Raw genomic sequence first — 21,975 nt, 5'->3', positions numbered from 1 at the left:
TTAATACAGGTTTATGGATGTTTGGGTGGCGTTGCCGTCATATACAGTTCCAGCAAGCCTCCGTTTACGATATCATTAAAACGAATGTAGGGTTCTTTAAGTGTTTTGCCGTTCAATTTCATGGACCGGATATAAATATTTTCCGGGGTATGATCATGTGCCCGGATCACAAATTCTTTCCCTTTATAGTAGGCATGGTTCAGGCGGATGCGTGCTTCAGCAAACAAGGGACTGGTGATATCTACCCGCTGGTCTTCAGCGGTACCGCCGTTCATTTCAAACAATCCCAGCGCGCTGATCACAAACCAGGCACCCATCTGCCCTTCGTCCTCGTCACCGTTCCAGCCTACATAGGGCGAAGCATCATAAAACGTATCAAGGATCTTGCGGGTATAGTATTGGGTAAGATCCTGCCGGCCGGCGTAGTTGAAAAGATAGGCCGCCTGCATATTCACCTCATTTCCATGATTGATGTAATACTCCGCCGATTGTCCCATGGTGCGATCCAGGGCATGAGCTGCAAAGCGGTAAAATTCCGATTTTTCAAAGCCCTCTTTTAACCTGCTTAAGAAGCGTTCCGGTTTCATCAGGCGCACCAGTCCCTCCACATCATGCGGCACATAAAAAGAATACTGCCAGGAATTACCTTCAATAAAATGGTTGACCGAGAACCGGTCGAACCCGTCGATAAATGTACCGTCTGCTTTCCGCGGCACTACATATCCCCGCACCGTATCAAATACATTTTTCCAGCTGGCCGACCGTTTGAGAAAAAACCGGTAGTCGTTCTTTTTATGGAGCAGGCCGGCCATCTGCGCCACGCACCAGTCGTCATAAGCATAATCCAAGGTTTTGGAGGTAACACCTTTTTCAACCGGAACAAAGCCCTTTTCTGCATACACGGTTATTTGCGGGTTACCCGGATTTCCTCCGCAAAGCGGCTGCGGCTCCACCGTAACATGCTTCTTCATGGCGGCATAGGCCGTTTCCGCATCTTTCTTTACAATACCCTTCCGGTACGCACTGGCCATTAATGCCATCTGGTGCGAGCCTTCCATGATACCGGAGTACTCGATGCCCGCCGGCCCCTTCGAAAGCCAGCCCGTCTTTTCAAATAATTCCAGCTGCGTATCCACCAGCTGTTCTACCAGCTCCGGTGTAGCCAGGCTCCACAACAGGTTCAGGTTCCAGAAACTGTTCCAGTACGCATCGCCGCCAATCATCACTTTTCGTCCCGCGGGCAGCTGTTGCTCCTTTTCGCAGGCATCCCGGTAGTTGCCGTTTACATCGCTCATGATCATTTTGGCGGTAAAACAACGATAGAGATTGGTATAGAATTTTGTTTTATTTTCTTCGGATCCGCCGCTTACCGAAATGGTATTCAGCAGGGCACTCCATGCTTTACGACTGTGTGCTACAATGGCATCAAAATCCCATCCGAAATCTTTTAACTCCGTCTGTAAATTCAGCCTTGCCTGCGAAGCCGATACAAAGGAGATACCGGTACGAACGATCACCTGCTGTGGTGTGGTCATCGGAAAACTTACATAAGCGCCGATGCCATCCTTCAGCCGCGCCGTATCGCCGTTTGTTGTGCCCTGACCTGTAAACCCGTGAAAGGACGCAAAGGGTTTACTGAACTGCATTACAAAATGAAGCCGGTAATCATTAAAACCGGCGGTAACCGTATGGGCAAAGCCCTCCACTTCCTGGTTATTTACCCGGGTAATTACGGCGTCTTTTAGCTCCATACCATATTCCGAAGGCAGGTTCAGCTGGATCATCACCCGGTTGGATGGATCGGCAGGAAAAGAGTAGCGCTGAACACCGGTGCGCTCTGTGGCCGTGAGTTCTGCTTTTATACGTGAGTCCATCAGGTACACCGCATAATAACCCGGCGCGGCTTTTTCATCCTCATGCCGGAACCGCGAATGGTACCCGGCGCCGGCGCCTTTGAAGGGATCATCCGGGAGTCCGGGCGTCAATGCCAGATCCCCGTTGGTGGGCATGGTGAGCAAACCGGCCATGGTCCATCCATGTATATGACTAAACCCATGAATGCTTCCGATGGAATACTCATATCCGCCCTGCCAAACATTGCGTTGGTTATCCGGGCTCAGCTTCACCATACCGTTGGGCATGGTTGCACCGGGAAACAACATCCACCGGGAATTAGATGTACCGATCAACGGATCCACATAATCGATGGGTTGCTTTTGCTGTGCATGGGCAAACAGGCCGGTAAAGGCCACCACATAAACGGTACAAAAGGCTTTAATAAAATGTTCCATTCCCTAATCGCTGCTTTATAGTTCAACGGCTTATACGATCATCTCTTCCTGTATCCCCAGTCCTAAAAGTATTTAATACCGGGTAATTCTTCTTAAAGCTCCGGCCGGTTTGTATAATCCGTCCACAACCGGTCCATATCCTTCCCTGTTTCTTTTACCCAAAAACCATCGGTATAAGTGCCGGAGCGCATGGCGGCATCCAGTTTTTTAACGATCCCTTTCTTCACCCGGAGCTCCATCCAGGCAAAAAGCCTTGCGGCAGTGCCATAACCGTTCGTATACGATTCGCCGGGCCGCGGGCTGCGCAACGCCCAGCCTGTGGCCGCATTGTTCAATCCGTATACATGCCGTACATAGTCGGCAATGCCTTCGGTAACCCATCCCGGTCCGGAGGGATAGTTCTGTATGATGTGCATCACTTCATGTGTAACCACATCCACATCCTTTGGATGTTTTTTCATGTAGTCCGCACCATAGCATACCATGCCCGTTTTTGCATCGGCATACGCCACACCTGTATAACCGGAGTCTATTTTAAAATGGATGGTACGGATCGCCTTCGGGTTGAAGGTTTTTATAAAGCGGGGATAAATTGTAAAAAAAGTGCGGATAAGGTCCTGCTTCTGACGGCTGTCCATGCCTTCCGACCGGTCCGAAAAAATTAATGTAATCCCCTGTTGCCGGATGGTATCTGCCAACGGATCCGCGCCGGTTTCCCGGCTTATATTGCGGGTACCAAATCCCGTACAAAGCACAACAGCTATAAGGATCAACGGGGTCTTCCTGTAAAACTTCAAATGAAAATGCATCCTGTAATTTTAAATATATGAAAGAAACGGTCATTACTGCCGGTCGCGGGTATAAAAGGTTATTTCTTCCAGGGTCATAAAATTGCTGCCGCCCCAGTTCGACAATAATTTAAGCCGGTAGTACCGGTACTTCGCCGTGCCTTCCGGTACTGCAAATTCCTCCCCGGCCTTTGCATAGTCTATATCCGCCTGTGTATTTTCTCCAACCGGAAGCCCGGAAGGTTTTACTGACTGATACGCCCCGATCTTCGTCCAGCTAGCCCAGCTGCCATCTGCTGCCGGGTTATGGCTTCCATACAATTCAAATGTTTTCACACTTTCCAGCTGATATAACCGGTCGTTGGCCTGCCATACTTTAAAACGGCTGAGCGCTGCTGCGGATCCGCAGTCGATCGTAAACCAGCAGGGAATGATCGATTGCGTGGCAAAGCCCGGCGGGTCGTATTTTTCATCCCACAGGTAGGGCAGCAACCAGCCATATCCCCCGTCTTTTACATCGGTGGGCAGTTCCAGTACTTTAAAGCCCGATTTTGGCAGCCGGCGCTCAAATGCCGGCAACGTAACGGTGGAGGCTGCGGGATAAAAGAATTCAAAAGCGGTGGAGTCCGGTTTGTATTTGGAACGGTAACTAAGTAACGACCGATCCTGGTAATCCGGCAACACGGTACGCGTTTCTGTTGGTGCTACTGTAATCTTTTGCGCGCTTCCGTTTGCGCCGGTATAGTCTACATCCACGCCCAGTTCCCCACCGGCCGGCTCGCCCCAGTTCAGGACCAGGTTTTGCCCGTCTTCCGACTGCTCCACCGATCGCAATGTGCGGTTCACCAGCGAACCCGTATAGTTTTGTCCGTATGCCACACCAAAGGCATTGACCACTACCGACTGGTGATTTTCCTTATCATAGGTATACAACGTAAAATTATAGTTCCCTTCCCTCAGGTCGGGCACCAGTACATCGATGGTATCGACGCCCTTGGTGCGCTTTACGGGAACCTCCATTGAGTCCCGGCCATTGTTCCAATGGATGGTAAGCCGCTTTATCAGCGGATCATTACCCAGTACTGCAGAAAGCAGTATGCGGTTATGCCCGGGCCGCACAATCACCGTATCCAGCCGTCCCGGGTAGGTGAGCTCTCCGCTCTCCAGGTACCTGCGATAGGCATCGCCACTGGTTTTGGTACAGGAAAGCATACCGGCAACCAGCAGCATTCCTAAAACTGTTATACTATTGATCCATTTCATCTGTATATTTTTTATTTTTTTTAGTGATCAGATGGAATTTTGCATAAAAATTTTCATCGTTCTGGGTAAAAATTTACCCGAAAATTTTTATGGTCATTTCATGTATTCGTATTTCTTTTTAAGATGAATTATTTGGTATCGCCCCACATCATGATTTCATAAAAGTTTACATAGGTTCCGTTCGACCAGTTCTTCAGGGTTTTAAAACGGATGTACCGGACCTTGGGCGTATTCAGCGGGAATACGACGGTATAGCCGGCCAGTGCCGCATCTGTATCCGCCTGCGAAAGCTGTCCTTCCGGAAGCCCGGAGGGTTTGGTTTGCGTGGCGGTGGCCAGCAAAACCCAGCTATCGTCGAAACTGCCGTCGGGGTTGGGGTTATTCGATCCCCATATTTCTACCTCTTTGGGGTTATGCAGGGTGTAGTAAAAACCCGGACGCATAAACCATGCAAGCCGGCTTAATTTGGCCGTTACCCCCATATCATACGTAAACCATTGCGGCATTCTTGCAGCGTCACCCGAATGATAAAACCCGCTGGTGGTGTTTCCGTCGAAAAGCCCGGCAATACTGCCGCCATAACCCAGCGGCGCATCCGTGGGCAGGGTCAGTCCCCTCATCTTTGTGCGATCCAGCAAGGCTTCAAACAACGGTGTAAGTTGTGTAATTAAGGTATCCGAAAGATTCCCCCAGCGATCCCGTACATACACACCAAACCGGGTCGGAACATCGGGCATGTTGCGCGTAGAGAAATCACCAGCTTTCAGATTGGTATAATTCGTGCTTCGCGGAGAAAATTGTCCCAGTGAATCATTGGCCAGCACTACAATGGCCAGGTCGTGTTCCCCGGGATTGGTATACCGTACATTAACGCCTCCAAAATCCGGCGCCAGCTTCAGCTGCTTACGCACGATCCAAACCGGTGGCTCCAGCGGGTGTACCGTTACCTCAACAACCGGTGAGCTGTTCTCACTTTTATCTACCGTATAGAGCGCTACCTGGTAGGCGCTGGTATCGCCAAAACCATCTACCATAATACTGCGGTTGTAGCGGCTTACCTTTGTTTCCCTTACAACGCCCTGCCGGGTGGTATACCGTGCCTTTACATACAGCAGGTCCGGATCTTCGGGCAATGCATAGCTGATCTTTGCCGCGCCGTTCAGGTTCTCTACCGTTACCTCGCTTACGGGCTCCGGCGCTACGTCATCCTTCAATGCAGGACCGGCCACCTCCCGTTTGCAGGCCGCGGTTACCAGCAAAAAACAAATAAGACTATAATAACAAATACATTTTTTCATTTCAATACATTTAAGCATAGTTGGTAATTAAATACGCCTGCGGCTACCAGCCGGGGTTTTGCACCAGGTTGGGATTGATCTGCAGGTTATATTCCCGTATCGGCCAGAAATAATCGCGGGGCGCAATAAACTGCGGACTGTATAACAGTACCCTGCGGTTATAATCGGCATAGGTTGTTTGCAGGATATCCCAGCCGTAAATGGCCGTGCTTAATGTTTGCGGCGCTGTTTTCCAGCGGCGGAGGTCCCAGTACCTGCTGCCCTCAAATGCCATCTCTATCCCGCGCTCCTGCCGGATGATTTCCCGCAGGCCTTCTACCGACTGGTATTTTGCGGCCCGGTTCGAATACATGGACCAGGATTGTTCTACGGACCGCAGTCCGGCTCTTGCGCGTACCTGGTTGAGATACGGTAGGGCTTCTGCGGATGCGCCGGATTCGTTCAACGCCTCGGCATATAACAGGTACAGATCGCTCAGCCGCATCACGGGCCAGGGATAGGATTCTACCTGTAAAGAAGTGTTGCTGTAAACCAGGTTCCAGTTTACGATCTTCTTGGTAAAATACCCGGTTACGGAATAGATGCGGCTTTGCTTTTTGCCGGAGTATTCGCCCAGCTTACTTTGGATGTTATAGTTCCCGTTGCGCATAAACCATTTGGAACCGTCAAAAGCCATATCGGCATAAAACCGGGGCTCGCGGTCAAAATGCAGTGCCACGGTCTGATATCCTTCCTGGATACCGGTGTCTTTGCCGGTGGCCGTTTTCAGGTGAAACCGGTTGGTATAGTCCCAGGTTTTATCCTCTTCGATGGGTACACCGTTTTTGGTATAGAACAGCTCGGCCATTTTCATGGGCGGTGCCAGTTTACCTTTCAGGTTTATGTTAAATTGGTTGGGGTCCAGCTGCGGGCAGGCATAGGTCTGCAGCCAAAAAGTAGGATCGCCGCCCGTGGTGAGTCCCCAGATCAGCTCGCTGTTCCATTTTTCACATACCGCGTTCCGGATATTCATTTCAATACGGGTAGCATTATCCACGGTAATAATGGACGGATTAAAATAGTACAGTTTTAAACCGGCAGCCTGCGCCGCATCGATGGCCACCTTACAGGCCGCGCGGGCCCGTGTCCATTTGCCGGCATCATACTGCGGGTTAAACAGTACCTGGCCGTTATTATTTTTTAACCCGGTAAAATCATTGTTGCCGTTAAACAACGGGCTTGCCGCCGTAACCAGCAGGCGGGCTTTTATAGCCAGCGCCGCCACCTTGGTAATGCGCCCAAGCTCGGTGGCCGTGCTGGTAATCGTTAACGGCAGCCCGGTATTATTATCGCCGGCAGCGGCTTCATCAATGAGCCCGGCAATATAATTGACCACGGAATCTACCGGCTGCCGGTACACTTTTACCTCGGCGGGTGCGGTGGTAATGGGCAGGTTTTGATCCATGATCGGGATGGGGCCATACATGCGGAACAGGTACCAGTGAAAATAGGCCTTCAGGAATTTAGCCTCGGCAATCCACCTGGTTTTTTCATAGGGCTGCAGATCTGCTATGCGGTCGATATTTTCAAGAAAGATATTGCAGGTGCGGATTCCCTGCCAGAGCGACTTTCCATCATAGCCATCCCAGTAATTCATATAGGGTTCTGTTTGCCGTTGCTCACCGCGGGCAATATGATAAGGATCGCGGTAAAAAAAATCCTCGATCATCGGCCAGTAGGTCCAGGCTTCATCTCCGCCGCTGAAGGCAGGATTTTTATCCGGGTGTCCTTCCTGCGGCAGAAAAGCATAACAGGTATATAAATATTTTTCGGCTTCGAGCCGGTTGGAAAATGCATGATCCAGTGTGGGCACATTATCCGGCACCAGATCCAGGAAGCCTTTTTTACAGGAGGCCACCAGTGCCAGTACCCCGCATAAGCAGAGGATGCGCAGCCCCTTCCGGGTTATTTTTATATTTTGTAAATGGCGATCTATTGCGTACATATATTTTTGGTTTTATCTGTATTATAGCTGAACGTTGATTCCGAAATTGAATACCCGTTGAATGGGATACCCCAATCCATTGCCACCCTGCTCCGGATCCCAAAGCTTAAAGGCGCTGATCAAAAACAGGTTGCTGCCGTTGGCGTAAAGCCGCAGTCCGGATATCCGGTACTTCTTCAATCCTTTGGTGCCGATATTATAGCCAAGCTCCGCACTTTTCATTCTCAAGAAGGCACCGTTGCGCATCCACCAGTTCGATTGCTGGTTGTTGTTGTTATTTTGGGTAAGCCCCAGCCTTGGCCAAAAGGCATACAGGTTGCGGTTGTCCTCCGACCAGTGGTCGTCGGCGATCACTTTAAGCAGGCCATGCTGATTGGCCCCGTCTGCCACAAAGGGAGAAATGGCCGCGGGATCGATGAAGAGCGAAGAACGTGCAGAGCCCTGAAAGAAGGTGCTGATATCAAAATTGCCGAAGCCAAAGGAGAAGCCAAATCCATAAATGATCTCGGGAGTGACCGGGTATCCCAGGCCGTTGATCATATCCAGGTTGGTGATCTGTCCGTCGCCGTTCAGATCGCGGTATTTGATATCTCCGCCCCTCACCTCGCCAAAGTTTTGTTTGGGTGAGTTCTTTACATCTTCGTCGTCTACAAACAAACGCTCTGCAACCAGTCCGTATACCTGTCCCAGCGACTGGCCAACACGGGAGAGGTACTGCATGTTTGCCGGGTACTCCGGTTCTTCATTTACCAGCAGTTTACTGGCGGCATAGGTAAATGTACCGCGGGCCTGTAACCAGGACCTGCCGAAGGTTTTGTTATAATCCATGGCCACATCCACACCCAAACCTTCAGCCACCCCTACGTTGGCACTTACATTGGGACCCAATCCCATCGTGGTGGGAATATAGGACCGCACCATCAGGATATTGCTGCGGCGCTCCTTATAGGCATCTACCGTTACATTGAACGCGTTCCACAGGCCCAGGTCCATCCCCACATTTACTTTCTTTGATTTTTCCCAGGTAATGCCTTCATTGGGATACCTGGATATGGACACACCCGGACGCGATTGGGCATAGTTCTCTCCAAAGTAATACCGGTAATTGTCATCATTCAGACTTACATTGGACAGGTAAAAGAAACGGTCGTTGGCATTACCGATCTGATCATTGCCCACCAAACCGTAGGTAGCGCGCAATTTTAATTTAGACACTACCGGCACCAGGTCCTCAAAGAATTTTTCATTGCTGATGTTCCAGGCTACGCCCACCGAGGGAAAGAAACCATAGCGGTTGTTTTTTGCAAAACGTTCCGAGCCGTTATACCCGAAGTTGGCTTCAAACAGGTACCGGTTATTGTATCCGTAAGTAAACCTGCCGGATACGCCCTGGTTCCTGAAAGGAAGGGAAGACTGCAGATCACCGGCATTACCATTGAGGTAATTGCGCCGGATGCCGATCAGCAATCCGCCGATATTGTGTACGTTATTAAACGTGCGGTTATAGTTCACCGCGGCCTCGGCATAGGTAGTGGTATTTACGATCTTTGGCCCCGCGTTGTAGTTCAGGTATTCGGTGGCCGTATTTTCATTGAGTAAGGTAAGCTGGTAGGCATTGGGATCGATCACCCTTGGACTGGCCGCATAAAAGAAAGGATTGTATTGCCGGCTCAGACTGAAATAGGAATACCGTTTGGTATAGATCATCACCCGTGCAGACAAACCGGGTGTTACAAACTTCAGGTCCTGCTTTACCTCTGCCTGAACGTTCAGCGTAGAGGTATTGTATTGCTGAAACCCGGAAACCATGGATGCGTAGGGGTTGGCATACACTTCGCCATTGGATCCCCTTGCGGCATTGCCAAACAGCGGGTGCTTTACCAGGGGCAGGTCCGATGCCGGAAAGATTGCGGGGAAAAGAACAGGGTTGGCATTTAACGCACTTGAAAAGATAGCAGCACCACCGCCGATGGGCCCGTTGTAATCATCAAAATTACCGGAGGTACGGATAATGGCTTCCGTGGTGGTGGTTAATTTGAGGTTGATGTTGGAACGCACTTCATAACTACGCAGCTGGATGTTATTGTTTACGTTTGTACCCTGCTGCCTTTTTAATACGCCATTGTCCTGGTTGGCCGTAGCCCCTACATAATACTGTGCCCGCTGGCTGCCGCCCGTCAGGTTCAGGTTCAGCCGCTGGTTGTTGGTATACTTTTTTATCAGCGCATCGATCCAGTTATTGTTGGGATAGAGGTAAGGATTATCGCCGGCAATGGTATGGTCGATCTTATTCCGGTCGTAGGGCAACGGGTTTAGCGGGTTACGGGTAAGGGCCGCTTCATTGGCCAGCTGCATGTAGGTAATATTATCTGCCAGCCGGAAGTTACGGGTATTGGAAGAAGTGGAATTTTCAAACCGGATATTCATACGGGTAGCGCCCGTTTTCCCCGATTTGGTGGTTACCAGGATCACACCGTTGGCGCCCCGTGCCCCATACAGGGAAGCAGCGGCGGCATCTTTTAAAACGGAGAACCCGGCAATATCATCCGGCTGCACACGGGCCAGTTCCGTTCCGCTGGATTCCATCCCGTCGATCAGGATCAGCGGATCCAGTTTGCCGGAGCCAAATGAAGAAATGCCCCGGATAAAGAATGCCGCATTATCGGCACCCGGCTCCCCGCTGCGCTGGTAAGAGATCAGCCCCGAGATGCGCCCCGCCAGCATGGTGGTGAGGTTACTGGTAGGCCCCTTCAGCTCCTTCGGGTTAATGGCTGTGATGGAGCTTACCATGCTTTCTTTTTTCTGCTGGCCATAGGCCACCACTACTACATCATCCAGGTCGCCCTTATCTTCCGTTAATACCAGGTCCAGCACCTGCCGTTCATTTACAGGTTCTTCCCTTGAAACATACCCCACATAGGAAAACACCAGCGTGTCTTTTCCGCTGCGGATATCCAGTGCATAAGTGCCCTTGGCGGCGGTAACGGTTCCGGTTTGTGTGTGTTTGATGGTGATGTTTACCCCGGGGATGGGTTGCCCCTTTGTGTCGGATACCGTTCCCGTTACTTTGAGGACGTCCTGCCCGGAGGCGGCTGTTCCCAGCAACAGGAGCATACAGTAATACACATATTTTTTCTTCAGCAAGCTTAGTAAGTTTTTGTTCATAATGACCGGCAAAGGTTAAATAAAAAATCAATTGTACATACATAGATACATATTATTTTATTCAGGAACAAAATTTTTTTTATGAAAAAAGAAGTATGCATTGTTTATCAATGATTTACGGTCATTAAAACGGTCCGTACAAGCAACCTCCTCATCCCAATGTATGTATACATTATCTGTCTTCATATCACCCACCCGGTGGTTCACTGTTGCGGAACGCTGCAGTACCAGGATGATAATACAAATCGCAAACAACTAAAGAACAAATAGTTATACAAATAAGCACGAGGCCCCGCGCTACCGCCCCTCCTACCGGTATTAAACCCGCCGGCATCATATGTTCCTACATAATAGGAGCTGCCGGTGAACACCGGTTCTTCTTATCTTTTTACTTTTTTAAACGGTTCTATAGCTCCCGCAGCTTTTTGCTGATCTTTCGCGCGGATTACGCAGAAACCCATCAGCGGCAACGTCAGCTTCCAATATTGCTGGTATAAAGTTGGCCGTTTTATGCGCCGGTTTATCTTTTTGATCCCTCGTGATCCCTTCTGATCCCTTCTGATCACTTGTGACCGCTTCTGACCCCTTCTGATCCCTACTGACCTCTTTGTATATCGGTTGTATATCCTTTGTATATCCTTTGTATATCGTTTCTGTATCCTTTCTATATCCTAGCTGTATCGCTCGTATATCCTTTCTGTATCGGTTAGGGTATGCTGCCGGACCGGGATCAGGAGGAAGGCATATGATGTCATTGCCGCATTGACCAGGTTTCCTTATCAAATACTGCCAATGATAGATCACGTCAGGTATAGAAGAACAATCACAATACCGTCATGCTGAGCGGAGCATAGCGCAGCCGAAGCATCCCTGAAATACCGGACTGTCCGAAGATCGGGAGACCCTTCGGCTCCACTTTGTTTCGCTCAGGGTGACGAAAGGATATGATGTCATTGCCACATTGATTAGGTTTCACTATCAAATACTCAACTTGACGAAAGGATTATACAAGCGTCGTGCTGAGCGGAGCATAGCGCAGCCGAAGCACCCTGTAATACCGGACTGTCCGAAGATCGAGAGACGCTTCGGCTTCACTTTGTTTCGCTCAGGGTGACGAAAGCTTCATCTGTCATGGGCTTGCTGACGAAAGCACATGATGTCATCGCCCTGCCAATGACAGATATTGCTATGCATTGATCAATTATACTTTTGTCAAGCTGAACTTGTTTCAGCTTCTATGTGGATCGTTCTAATAGATCCTGAAACAAGTTCAGGATGACTATAAGCGTGTTTTATCATTGCCTCATCGATTTTGCAGCGCAAATGAAAAACTCAGGGTGACCGTAAGCAAGCATTGTCATCGCCCTATTGATGCTGCTATGCAAATGCCCCGGCACGACTATAAGAGGCCTTTGGTCAGCCCGCCGGGGCTTCCATCCCCTCCTCCCCATCCGCATCCCGCGTAATCACCAGCTTACCGGCTTCTACGGAAACCCGTATCGCATCGCCCGGCATAAAGCCGCTATCTGCCAGCCATTTGCCCATCAACCGTATTTCCGGGAAACGGGATACGGTATTGCGCAGGTAACCGGCATTGTAGCTCACGATCCTTTCATACACTTTTAACCAGCGCAGTTTTGGAGGGGCCGGACTGTTTTTCATGGTTGCAATAATGGCCATAATGGTTGTTTTATGAGGGTTAAGAAGCGGGTGCCGGTTTCGTTTGTCCGTTGGGTTGTTGGGCGATATGCTGTTTTATAAACCCGCCATTTCCATCCCGCGTCCATGCCACATGTGCGGCTTCCAGCAGTTTTAATAAACCGGTGCGGGTACGCAGTACCAACCGTTCCCCGTCCAGGTTGCAGGGGTTCAGCGCGGCCGTTACCAGTTGCTCCCAATCATTGATCCAATGACTGAGCGGGCGCTTCCGGAACCGTTTTTTAAATACGCTGTAGGGATGACCATACTCTTTAAACGACAGGTTACGCGGGAAATCGTCCCAGTGCCGGCGTTGGTCCTTGTCTGTGCCATACGACCCCGGACAACACAGATCCTGCCCGGTAGCAGCCCTATCCTTACCGGTGGCGCCTTGCAGCGCATATGCCGCCATCAGTGCAGACCGTACTACTTTCATATCCACCAATACATCGCCGGGTGCGCGCCGGCGGTATATGCTGCCGGACAATGCATGCGCTGCCATTTTTGTTATGAGCCTCCGCCAGCCCCCCATATCCATATAAGAAAAAATTTCAGCAAATACTTCGATGGGGTCTGTAATGCCTTCCCTGCCCCAGCCCCGCATACAAAAGGGATCCTTGTTTTTCATTGTTCTGGTTTTAGTGTTTTTTGAGTCATAAGAACACCACAAAGTACCTCTGCCACCCATGGATATGCAAGTTATCTGCCGGATATTTTATACTGTTTGCAGGATATTTTAGCTATCTTTATACCAGTGGCTGACTGCTTATAAAGCCCTAAATTTGAACCATTGATAAATACAGCAATTATGGAGAAAAAGATACACGAAGGCCGGAATGTAAAGCGTTTCCGCGAAATGCTGGGCATTAAACAGGAAACCCTGGCTTATGAACTGGGCGATGACTGGAACCAAAAGAAAATATCCCTGCTGGAAGCCAAAGAAACCATTGATACGCCCCTGCTGCAACAAATTTCCGCTGCACTGAAAATACCGGTGGAGGCGATACAGAATTTTGACGAGGAACAGGCGGTGAATGTGATTGCAAATACATTTGGAGATCATGGTATCGGATATCAACGAAATGAAAATCCGACCTTTCATCCTATCGATAAATTAGTTCAGCTTCATGAAGAAAAGATTGCGCTGTATGAAAGGATGTTGAAGGAGAAGGATGAAATGATGGTGAGGTTGGAGAAGTTGATTGAACGGAAGTAAAACTGATTTATCCCTAACCCTATTATTCAAAACCAATTCTAGCGCTAAAAATGGATAATTCATTTTTTATTTTCACGGATGCTACTACAAATAATCCTGTGGTAATTGAGCGAGCACATGTATGTCTATGGGAATTTAAGAACAACAGTACTTTAGTAGAATTTGGATTTGAAATTTATAAAAATTCTCTCCCACAAGATCAATTGATAATTAATGTATTTATCCCCTGGCTTTCTAAGTCAACCGGAGAGAAAGATTTATATGAGAAACTTAGCAATTCTGAAAACAGTAGGTTTATCTTTAACGATTCCATAAAACAAACTCAATCATTAGACGGAGGAAGAAATAAGCTTGGTGTTATTCACGACTTCGCTAATAGAGATCATTTATGCATTTTACCTGTTTCAATTACAAGAAAGCAGAACGATATTCTTGAATTGACAATTAACCTTCAGCATTACAGAACCTCCGAATCAAATGCAAATATCTATTTCAGATTTTCTATCGCACCGCAAATGCCCACTATATCAATGCATAAAAAGGGCATCAGCAAATCTACTATCGTTTATGACATAAAGGTGAACGAACGAAGAAACATTCCCGACCAAATGATTGATCTTTTTTCACAAAAAAACTTTTGTGAGATCAAGGCATGTTTTTGCTTCTTTATTATTCCCAACGACTATGATATTGTATTCTTTGAAAATGATTCATTAAAGAGTGTGAGAACTCTTGAATATGAAGCTTTCACTAAATACCTTGGAGATAAAAGAGTAAAGAATGACGAGCTAATAGTCGTTTTTAATAAGAAGAAAGATTCGGAATCATTTTCTTTTTTTTCAATATACACAAAAGAGAGAATTGGACCAGGTCAATATATTCTGGCAATTTTAATAAATATGATCTCCGGCATTTTACTGTTCTTGCCCAGCTTTAGAGCAGGGATTAATAATAAAACTCCGATTTGGAAACAAACACCAATCGAACTTCTCATTGCTATGTTGATTGCCATAGGTACATTACTATATTTCCTTTGGCCGAAACTCAACTGTTCAAAAAAAGGCTAAACCCACCTATGATCACCAAAAGTAAACAATAAAGAAACATGAAAGCTTTATTAGATACCAACATTATTATACATAGAGAAGCCGGGCGCGTTGTAGAACAAGACATAGGTATTCTTTTTAGATGGCTGGATCGAGCCAAATATACGAAGTGCATACATCCAATAACAATTAGCGAGATCCAGAAAAACCCCAATCAGGCAACGGTGCAAGCGTTTATGACTAAGCTTGATAGTTATGAGCAGATAAAGTTCCTTTCTCCACTACAGCAGCAAGTTAAGAATGTCTCAGACAAGTATGACACCAATCAAAATGACCTTAATGATACCCTATTACTAAATGAAGTATTTTCTGATCGCGTTGATATTTTAATTTCGGAAGACAAGAAAATTCATACAAAGGCCAAAGTGCTTAACATACAAGATCGGGTATTTAAAATCGATTCCTTTCTTGAAAAAATATTTTCGGAGCATCCCGAACTAGTCGATTATAAAGTTCTAAACGTCAGTAAAAAACATTTTGGTCAAATTAACCTCGCAGATCATTTTTTTGATAGCCTGAAAGAAGATTATCCCGGTTTTGAGCGGTGGTTTATAAAAAAATCAGATGACATAGCGTATGTCACAGTAAATAAAGACAACAACTTAATATTATCATTCCTGTATTTGAAGATAGAGTCAGAAAATGAAAATTATTCCGATATAGCGCCGGGTCTCAAGCCTAAGAAACGTTTAAAAGTCGGGACCTTTAAGGTCATCAATAATGGATTCCGTTTGGGCGAACGTTTTATGAAAATTATTTTTGATAATGCATTAGCTAACCATGTACAAGAAATTTATGTAACCATATTTGATCATAGGGAAGAGCAAAGAAGATTAATAGATTTGATGGAACAATGGGGCTTTTCTTTCTGGGGGATGAAGGGAAGTGAGCGAGTATATGTAAGAAATTTTTTGCCAAATTTCGATATTAATCACTTAAAAAAAAACTATCCTTACATCTCAAGTAATAGAAGCATTTACATTGTTCCCATTTATGAGCAATATCACACAGAACTACTTCCTGACTCTATTTTAAACACAGAATCCCCCTTAGAGTTTATTGAGGATTTTCCGCACCGCAACGGCATTAGTAAAGTGTACGTTTCAAGGGCAATCCTGCCGCATCCAAAAACCGGCGATTTGTTGGTTTTTTACCGAACTGGCGGCTATTATAAAAGCGTGGTTTCTACAATAGGTTTGGTTCAGGAAGTGATCTATAATATTGAAACAGAGAGTAATTTCATCAAGCAGTGTAGGAAAGGCAGTGTATTTCCTGAAACGGAATTGAAGGCAATGTGGAATTATAACAAAAATTCAAGGCCATTTGTCGTAAGATTTTTATATGTTTACTCTTTCCCTCATCGCATAAATATGCAACGGCTAATTGAATTAGAGGTATTACAAGGTGTTGATGATGCCCCGAGAGGATTTAAGTCAATTACAAGAGATCAATTTGAGTTAATATTAAAAGACACGAAGAGTAATGAAAGTTTTATTGTCGATTAAACCAGAGTTTGCTAACAAGATATTTGAAGGAACAAAGCTTTTTGAATTCAGAAGATCCATTTTTAAAAATACCAATGTGAAGAAAGTTGTAGTTTATGCGTCGTCTCCTGTGCAAAAAGTTATTGGTGAATTTGAAATTGATTTTATTCTAAAAAGCAAGTTAGAGGAATTATGGAATGAAACACAAGAATTTTCAGGAATAACTAGAGAGTACTTTTTCCAGTATTTTTCCAATAAAGAAGAAGGCTTCGCTATTAAAATAAAGAATCAACGGAAGTATAAACATCCCAAATCGCTCAAAGACGATTATAATCTTCTGCCTCCACAATCGTTTCTTTACTTATCTTGATTTGTGAACACTGTTTCATAAAGCATCTACGTAGAATCAAACAGCTGACTTGCCTTTGGTCGTTGCTCTGATTTGCATCTGCATGAATCTTAAAAATTCAGCATCCGGATATCAAAATGGCTTTAGGTTCAGTAATACCCCTACACAGGCCGGGAGGCCTACGCAAGATACGGAATGCCCATTAAATTCAACCAGAGGCAACAGTGTCAAATCAAAAATTTGCTAACAGCTTCTTTGCGGTCTTCAAACTGTCTATATAATCATAAACCGCTTTATAAAACAAGGAAGTATATTCTTTGTTGCTAAAGCAATACAGCTCATTAACGCCCGTGGTTGATTGAATACGCAACTGGCCATATTCCACGATCGGTATCTGGTAATTATTGGCAAATCGCCTGTCTGGAGAGCCATCTTTATTTACCTTAACCCAGGTACGTCCCACAATTTCTGAATCATCCGGCACCTGCCCGCTTTCAATAAATTCTGTAATCAAAAAATCAATCGTCACATCCGTATAATCGATGAGTGCAAAATGCTCTTTCGATTCATATACAATCATAAATGCCGGGAAAAAATAAATATCCCCGCCATTTACGTTATGAATACAAAAAGCCGGCTCATCCGCATTCAATATGGGCAATGTACGTTCCGTTAATTCTATTTCTGATCTTGTAATGGTGTTGGCAGCAGAAGTACGCTCCGCCACCCTGTTGGTGGCGCGTGAGCTGGTAAAATCCCATTTCTTTTTAGAACGTTTCAGGAGTTGAAACGCTTCCTTTATATTCTGGTATTTTTCAAAATAAATATCTTCCGTATCAATTTCCAGGTTAATAACGGACAAACGGAGCTGCTCGGTCAACTCCTCTTTTTGTTCATTTAGCGTGCCGGACTCCTCTTCGAGGCGGGTAATTTTCTTTTTATAAAATGATTTAAAAAGACTTTTCCTGAGCCTGTTTAGTTTGCCGCTTACTGCACCGTACTGCTGTTCCCTTTGTTTTAACAGCGCAGCTGTCTCTTCCCGTACATCTGAAGCATTCAACAGCAGTCTTTTAAACTCTTTCAGATGATCAGATGTGAGCGAATGGGTAGCGCCACTTTTTATTTCATGTTGCGGATCATAGGGCTTATAAAGCCGGTTCATCAGTTTTTCTTTACTTATGGCGGCGTCCTCGTCAGCAGTACTAATAGCTGGAACGATGTCTGTTTTAATTCCTTGCTTTCCATAGGAAAGTTTTACACCCGGGAAGGCCTGAAAGTCTGGTCGGTATTTCCAATTCATAACTAAAATATTGGAGGCGGTTTATTTATTATTTCCTCCAAATGTATCGTCATGCCAGGGATTATTTTTACGGGAAACCGTACAGTAGCAGCTTTCCCCGCGCCCATCCGCGCCATAGCCATCAATTTATAGTCCAAACCGTTAATGTTACTGTTTCTTTTGCAGAATGCGCCCGTAGTGTCGAGTAAGCTGTTTAAGCGGCGAAATCAATGAAGTGATTGCAATTAGTCAATGCAAAGATGACAATGGTTCTTTATAAATCAGGATAATGAAAGGTTATGCATTTTTCTTTTCCACTTTTCCAGCGATGAAAAGTGGAGCAAAAATCTCGTCCGCCAGGAGGTGAATCCCGCCTGTTTGTTCTTCGCCGGGGGGCGGGACCAGGAAAACCGGCGCTTCAGGCACTGGCGACGGCCCACACTCATTCCCGCGTCCTCCGCCGCCGCCATTCCGCTTGGTTTCCCTTTTCACTGCCCGGCGGACTTCCTTCTAAGAAAGAACACGTTCACCTTTTTTATTTCACTTTCATCGGGCGGGTTCTTTCTATAATTACCTTGAAACGAAATAGCGACTACCACCATCAGTAAGTGACGCAGCGCCTCTTTTTTACGTAGTATATATTTTTCCCAAAAGTGATCATCTTCGTAAAAAAACAGCGCCGTAAGTGTTGTACAACAAGCAGGCAACAGGTTCTTCAACTTATTCCTTCGAAAAAAAGATACTGTTACTTTTCGATCCGGGTATGCAGTGCGTGGCCGGTCAAACGGCGGAGCATTCGTTTGACCTTGGCTTTTGCTCCACTTTTTGCCAAGAAAAAGTGGAAAAAGAAGTTTACGGACTGTCCAAAGATCGTGAGACCTTTCGACTTCGCTACGCTCCGCTCAAGGTGACGAAAGCATATAGTGTCATCGCCATTTTGATTAGGCTCTCTATCAGATACTCCGCGCATGCCGAAAACATTATACCACCGTCGTGCAGCAGAGCGCAGCCCCTGCCTGCCGGCAGGGAAGCATTCCTTTAATAACAGGCAGTTCGAAAATCGGGAGACCCTTCGGCTTCACTTTGTTGCGCTCAGGGTGACGAATGTATATCATGTCATAGGCATATTGTTTTTACAACGCAAATCGAATACTCAGGATGATCAATTCTTCACCGCATCGTTATAAGCCACAAAGTCACCACAAAGCAGGTACTTGGGAACCTGTAATATCGATGTGCCGCAAAAGCCCCGGATGCATAGGGCCGTGAGGTATGTTACAGGCATCCGGTGACCGGCGCTTTTACAAAACAGGACCGGATTTTTTTAAAGTGTTGGCGGCCCGGTCTTAGAGGATTGACAATAAAAAAGAATTACGGGGATCTACCGGTTATTGCTAACTGCATAAGCATTGAAGCCCTCTGCCTGTAAGCTGGCGATCGCCTTTCGTAGAACCAATGGGGTAATACAGCCACTGGCTGATGCGCCCGTTTGCTTATTACAATGGTGCAGCCCGTTTTGTACGGGAATAGCCTTCTGTTTTGACGGGTATCCGGGTAGCACTGCTCATCTGCAGGACCATTGTTGCCGGATGATACGACGGCTGCATCCGGGCTTTGTATGTCCTGAACCATTACAGCACCTGGCGGAGCTAAATATCGCCTGCGCCATCATTGTCGTTACTGCTTTACAGAACGGTAAGGGAGTACCCGGTGTTAGCGGTAGACCGCCTGTGCTACCGGGTACCATTTGTTATAAAATTGCAGCACGGTGCGCAGCTCGTTGCCCGAAGGCCGGGTTTGCGTGATCAGCCCGGGCCGGGTAACCCAGTCCGATTCCCACCGGGAGATCATCCGGTAAAAATCATTGGCGTTGTTCCGGGGCCGCCGGAACCGGTGGTTAATGTTCACTTCCTGGTACCGCTGGTCCGGCTGCTTTTTAAATTCACTATTCAGCATGGTAATGAATTTTTCCCAGCGTGGTTTGTAAAAAGTACGGACCAGCCCATTCCACTGGCGGGCAGAATAATCGTATTGGATCGCGCTGGAATCATAAGGTCCCCAGATCGTAATGAGGCCCCTTGCATTCTTTTCATAAAGATCCTTTTCAGCAGTGGTTTCCCCGATAGCCCGGGCATCCGACAGCCATTTTCCCAGCAGGAACTCTTCCCGGGTTCCTAAAAGCACATCAAAATCGCTCATCAGATCCAGGAACTGCTGGCTGTAAAAAGCAAAGCTGTCCTGTTTGTTATTGCTGTATGCCTTTCCCATCCGTGCCTGTATCGGTATGGCCAGGTCGGCCAGGCATTGCCGCATAACGTCTACCAGGTCGTACTTATAAGTATCGGCGTTTTTTGTGGCTGTACCGGCCTTCGTCAATAATTTTACCGCTGTCCACAGGCTTGCAAAGGAATAGTTTTTCTGGCTGTTCAGCGCACCATTGGGTGATGCGCCGTATACGGTAAGAGCCGGGCGGGCGCATATAGCCGATTCCCGGAAGGTTTCTACGCCTGTTTGCGCGCTGTATATCGTTTGCAGCAGCAGATCCCATGCCTGCTGTACAGCGGGCTCCAACTGGCCATAGCGGGCCCTCAGGTATCCATACAGCCATTGTTGGGTATCCGGCTGCTCCGGGTGCCAGGCCATTTCGCTGGCCGCTTCATAAATGACCGGGTTGTGCCCGATGGCTTCTGGGAACATACCGATGCCTGATAAATTGCGGGTTTCCTCTTTGTGGCTTAATAGCCGGGGAAACCGCGCCAGTACTTCATTCAAATTTCCGCCCATTGCCGTGTTGCCTCCAAAATTGTGAATGATGCCCGCCAGCCAGGGACGGCCCCAAAAGGCCTCGCTTCCTTTCCATTTCTGGCTGTTCAGGTCCAGCATAATGATGCGGTCAGACGGAATGGCTTCTACAATGGGCTTGCGCATGCTCCAGGTTTGCATGGCGATCACCGCCCGGGGATCGACGGCAGTAGTAGCTTCGTATATTTTTTTTCCTACGGCAGTTAAGTAATCATCACCACTCACCGGCGGCTTTCCCTCATGGAAAGGATCTGCCGCATAAATGTGATTGGTACCAAACAGCTTCGTTTGCTCCTCGATAAACGCCTTTGTCATTTCGCTGAACAACGGGTCTATCGGATTCAACTGCGCCGTTGAACCTCCCACAAAGAACCATATAGGCTTTTCTATGATATCGGCCTGTGGCTGGCGTTTTTTCAAAGCCACGGGCACATAACCGGTAAAGCCCTGTAAAACAGGCGTCATCCCAAGCTCCCGTTCCCGCTCTAAAATTTTTTTACCCAGTACAATGCTGCGGTTGATCCATTGCTGGGGCAACGGTCCGTAAACGCTTTCAATATTGGTCATCCATTGCCAGGCCTGGTAGGCCGGGCCTACCAGGAAGGCGCGTATTTCTTCATCGCTCATTCCAAACCTGCGCAGGGTATTTTGCCAAACGGCTTCCTGCCCTGTAATGGCCAGCGGCATATTGATGCCGTGCATGGCCATCCAGTCGATCTCCTGCTCCCAGCGCTCCCAGCTCCACCAGCTCATTGAATAATTAAACGTGCAATAGTTGAGGTAGGACCTTTTTGCATAAGGTGTTACCTGCCGCACTTTTTGCGAAACCACCGGCAGCCTGGCCGGTAATCGCATCTGGTTGCCGCACCAGCTGCGTTGCACATGACAAAAATATTTCAGGTACCAGTTAAGCGCCGAAGCAACCGAAACGGTATTATTGCCCCGCAATACAACCCGCCCGTTGTCTGATTCAATTTCAAATACATCCTTCCCGTTGTCTGCAGGTATGGCGGTTACTTTGAATTGCTGAACATGCGCAGGTACTACCCGCCGGATCAGGCGTTCGGCTGCCTGCTGATCAAGATCCTGGGCCGTAACAAAAGAAACGACTGTTATATTTAAAACAACGAGGATTAGAATTTTAAGTTTAAATGGCATATGCTGTTTTTGAAGTATCCGGACAGAGATCGCGTTGTAGGTTATTTTAGCCGGTAAAGCGGTGAAATATCGTTTACCTGTTCATTTCTTTTTA

General features: G+C 47.1%; 15 protein-coding genes. 4 read left to right on the top strand and 11 right to left on the bottom strand.

Going from position 1 to position 21,975, the window contains the following annotated elements; genetic code table 11:
• Positions 1–11: 11 nt before the first annotated feature.
• The 8 genes from LQ567_RS00690 to LQ567_RS00655 all read right to left on the bottom strand — a co-directional run bounded on the left by LQ567_RS00690 (position 12) and on the right by LQ567_RS00655 (position 13,115).
• Positions 12–2,291: a GH92 family glycosyl hydrolase gene (locus LQ567_RS00690; RefSeq protein WP_231002118.1), complete on the bottom strand. Its 2,280-nt coding sequence runs from the start codon at positions 2,289–2,291 to the stop codon at positions 12–14.
• Positions 2,292–2,383: 92 nt separating this feature from the next.
• On the bottom strand, positions 2,384–3,100 hold the full coding sequence (locus LQ567_RS00685) for a basic secretory family protein (RefSeq protein WP_231002116.1): 717 nt from the start codon (positions 3,098–3,100) through the stop codon (positions 2,384–2,386).
• Positions 3,101–3,133: 33 nt separating this feature from the next.
• Positions 3,134–4,342, bottom strand: a complete 1,209-nt coding sequence (locus LQ567_RS00680; protein WP_231002114.1) for a DUF4998 domain-containing protein — start codon at positions 4,340–4,342, stop codon at positions 3,134–3,136.
• A gap of 128 nt (positions 4,343–4,470) precedes the next feature.
• Positions 4,471–5,640 (bottom strand): DUF5000 domain-containing lipoprotein, encoded by a 1,170-nt coding sequence (locus LQ567_RS00675; protein WP_231002112.1) that lies wholly within the window; start codon positions 5,638–5,640, stop codon positions 4,471–4,473.
• A 43-nt stretch (positions 5,641–5,683) separates the two neighbouring features.
• Positions 5,684–7,624 (bottom strand): RagB/SusD family nutrient uptake outer membrane protein, encoded by a 1,941-nt coding sequence (locus LQ567_RS00670; protein ID WP_231002110.1) that lies wholly within the window; start codon positions 7,622–7,624, stop codon positions 5,684–5,686.
• A 21-nt stretch (positions 7,625–7,645) separates the two neighbouring features.
• Positions 7,646–10,789 carry a SusC/RagA family TonB-linked outer membrane protein gene (locus tag LQ567_RS00665; protein ID WP_231002108.1) on the bottom strand — a complete coding sequence of 1,048 codons (3,144 nt, stop codon included), beginning with the start codon at positions 10,787–10,789 and terminating at the stop codon, positions 7,646–7,648.
• A gap of 1,416 nt (positions 10,790–12,205) precedes the next feature.
• Positions 12,206–12,469, bottom strand: a complete 264-nt coding sequence (locus LQ567_RS00660; protein WP_231002107.1) for a SymE family type I addiction module toxin — start codon at positions 12,467–12,469, stop codon at positions 12,206–12,208.
• A gap of 19 nt (positions 12,470–12,488) precedes the next feature.
• Positions 12,489–13,115, bottom strand: a complete 627-nt coding sequence (locus LQ567_RS00655) for a hypothetical protein (protein WP_231002105.1) — start codon at positions 13,113–13,115, stop codon at positions 12,489–12,491.
• A 180-nt stretch (positions 13,116–13,295) separates the two neighbouring features.
• On the opposite strand from LQ567_RS00655, the gene LQ567_RS00650 reads away from it, so the two are divergent.
• Genes LQ567_RS00650 through LQ567_RS00635 form a run of 4 tightly spaced genes read left to right on the top strand, consistent with a single transcriptional unit; the run spans position 13,296 to position 16,663 of the window.
• Positions 13,296–13,703, top strand: coding sequence for an XRE family transcriptional regulator (locus tag LQ567_RS00650; protein ID WP_231002103.1), 408 nt, complete (start codon positions 13,296–13,298; stop codon positions 13,701–13,703).
• 50 nt (positions 13,704–13,753) lie between these two features.
• On the top strand, positions 13,754–14,770 hold the full coding sequence (locus LQ567_RS00645; protein WP_231002101.1) for a hypothetical protein: 1,017 nt from the start codon (positions 13,754–13,756) through the stop codon (positions 14,768–14,770).
• A 38-nt stretch (positions 14,771–14,808) separates the two neighbouring features.
• Positions 14,809–16,314 carry a PIN domain-containing protein gene (locus tag LQ567_RS00640; protein ID WP_231002099.1) on the top strand — a complete coding sequence of 502 codons (1,506 nt, stop codon included), beginning with the start codon at positions 14,809–14,811 and terminating at the stop codon, positions 16,312–16,314.
• Positions 16,292–16,663, top strand: a complete 372-nt coding sequence (locus LQ567_RS00635) for a hypothetical protein (RefSeq protein WP_231002097.1) — start codon at positions 16,292–16,294, stop codon at positions 16,661–16,663. Before LQ567_RS00640 ends, LQ567_RS00635 begins: the two co-directional genes overlap by 23 nt.
• A 211-nt stretch (positions 16,664–16,874) precedes the next feature.
• Here LQ567_RS00635 and LQ567_RS00630 read toward each other — a convergent pair whose 3' ends face one another.
• From LQ567_RS00630 to LQ567_RS00625, 3 genes are all read right to left on the bottom strand, one after another.
• Positions 16,875–17,942, bottom strand: a complete 1,068-nt coding sequence (locus LQ567_RS00630; RefSeq protein WP_231002095.1) for a hypothetical protein — start codon at positions 17,940–17,942, stop codon at positions 16,875–16,877.
• Positions 17,943–19,083: 1,141 nt separating this feature from the next.
• On the bottom strand, positions 19,084–19,206 hold the full coding sequence (locus LQ567_RS25975) for a hypothetical protein (RefSeq protein ID WP_262909519.1): 123 nt from the start codon (positions 19,204–19,206) through the stop codon (positions 19,084–19,086).
• Between the two features lie 428 nt (positions 19,207–19,634).
• Entirely contained in the window at positions 19,635–21,881 is a 2,247-nt protein-coding gene (locus tag LQ567_RS00625; RefSeq protein WP_231002094.1) for an alpha-N-acetylglucosaminidase, read from the bottom strand.
• Positions 21,882–21,975: the final 94 nt, after the last annotated feature.

The organism is Niabella pedocola (assembly GCF_021044425.1).
Classification (GTDB): Bacteria; Bacteroidota; Bacteroidia; order Chitinophagales; family Chitinophagaceae; genus Niabella; species Niabella pedocola.
Note: the sequence above shows the minus strand (reverse complement) of the source record. Positions and strands in the feature narration are given on the sequence as shown.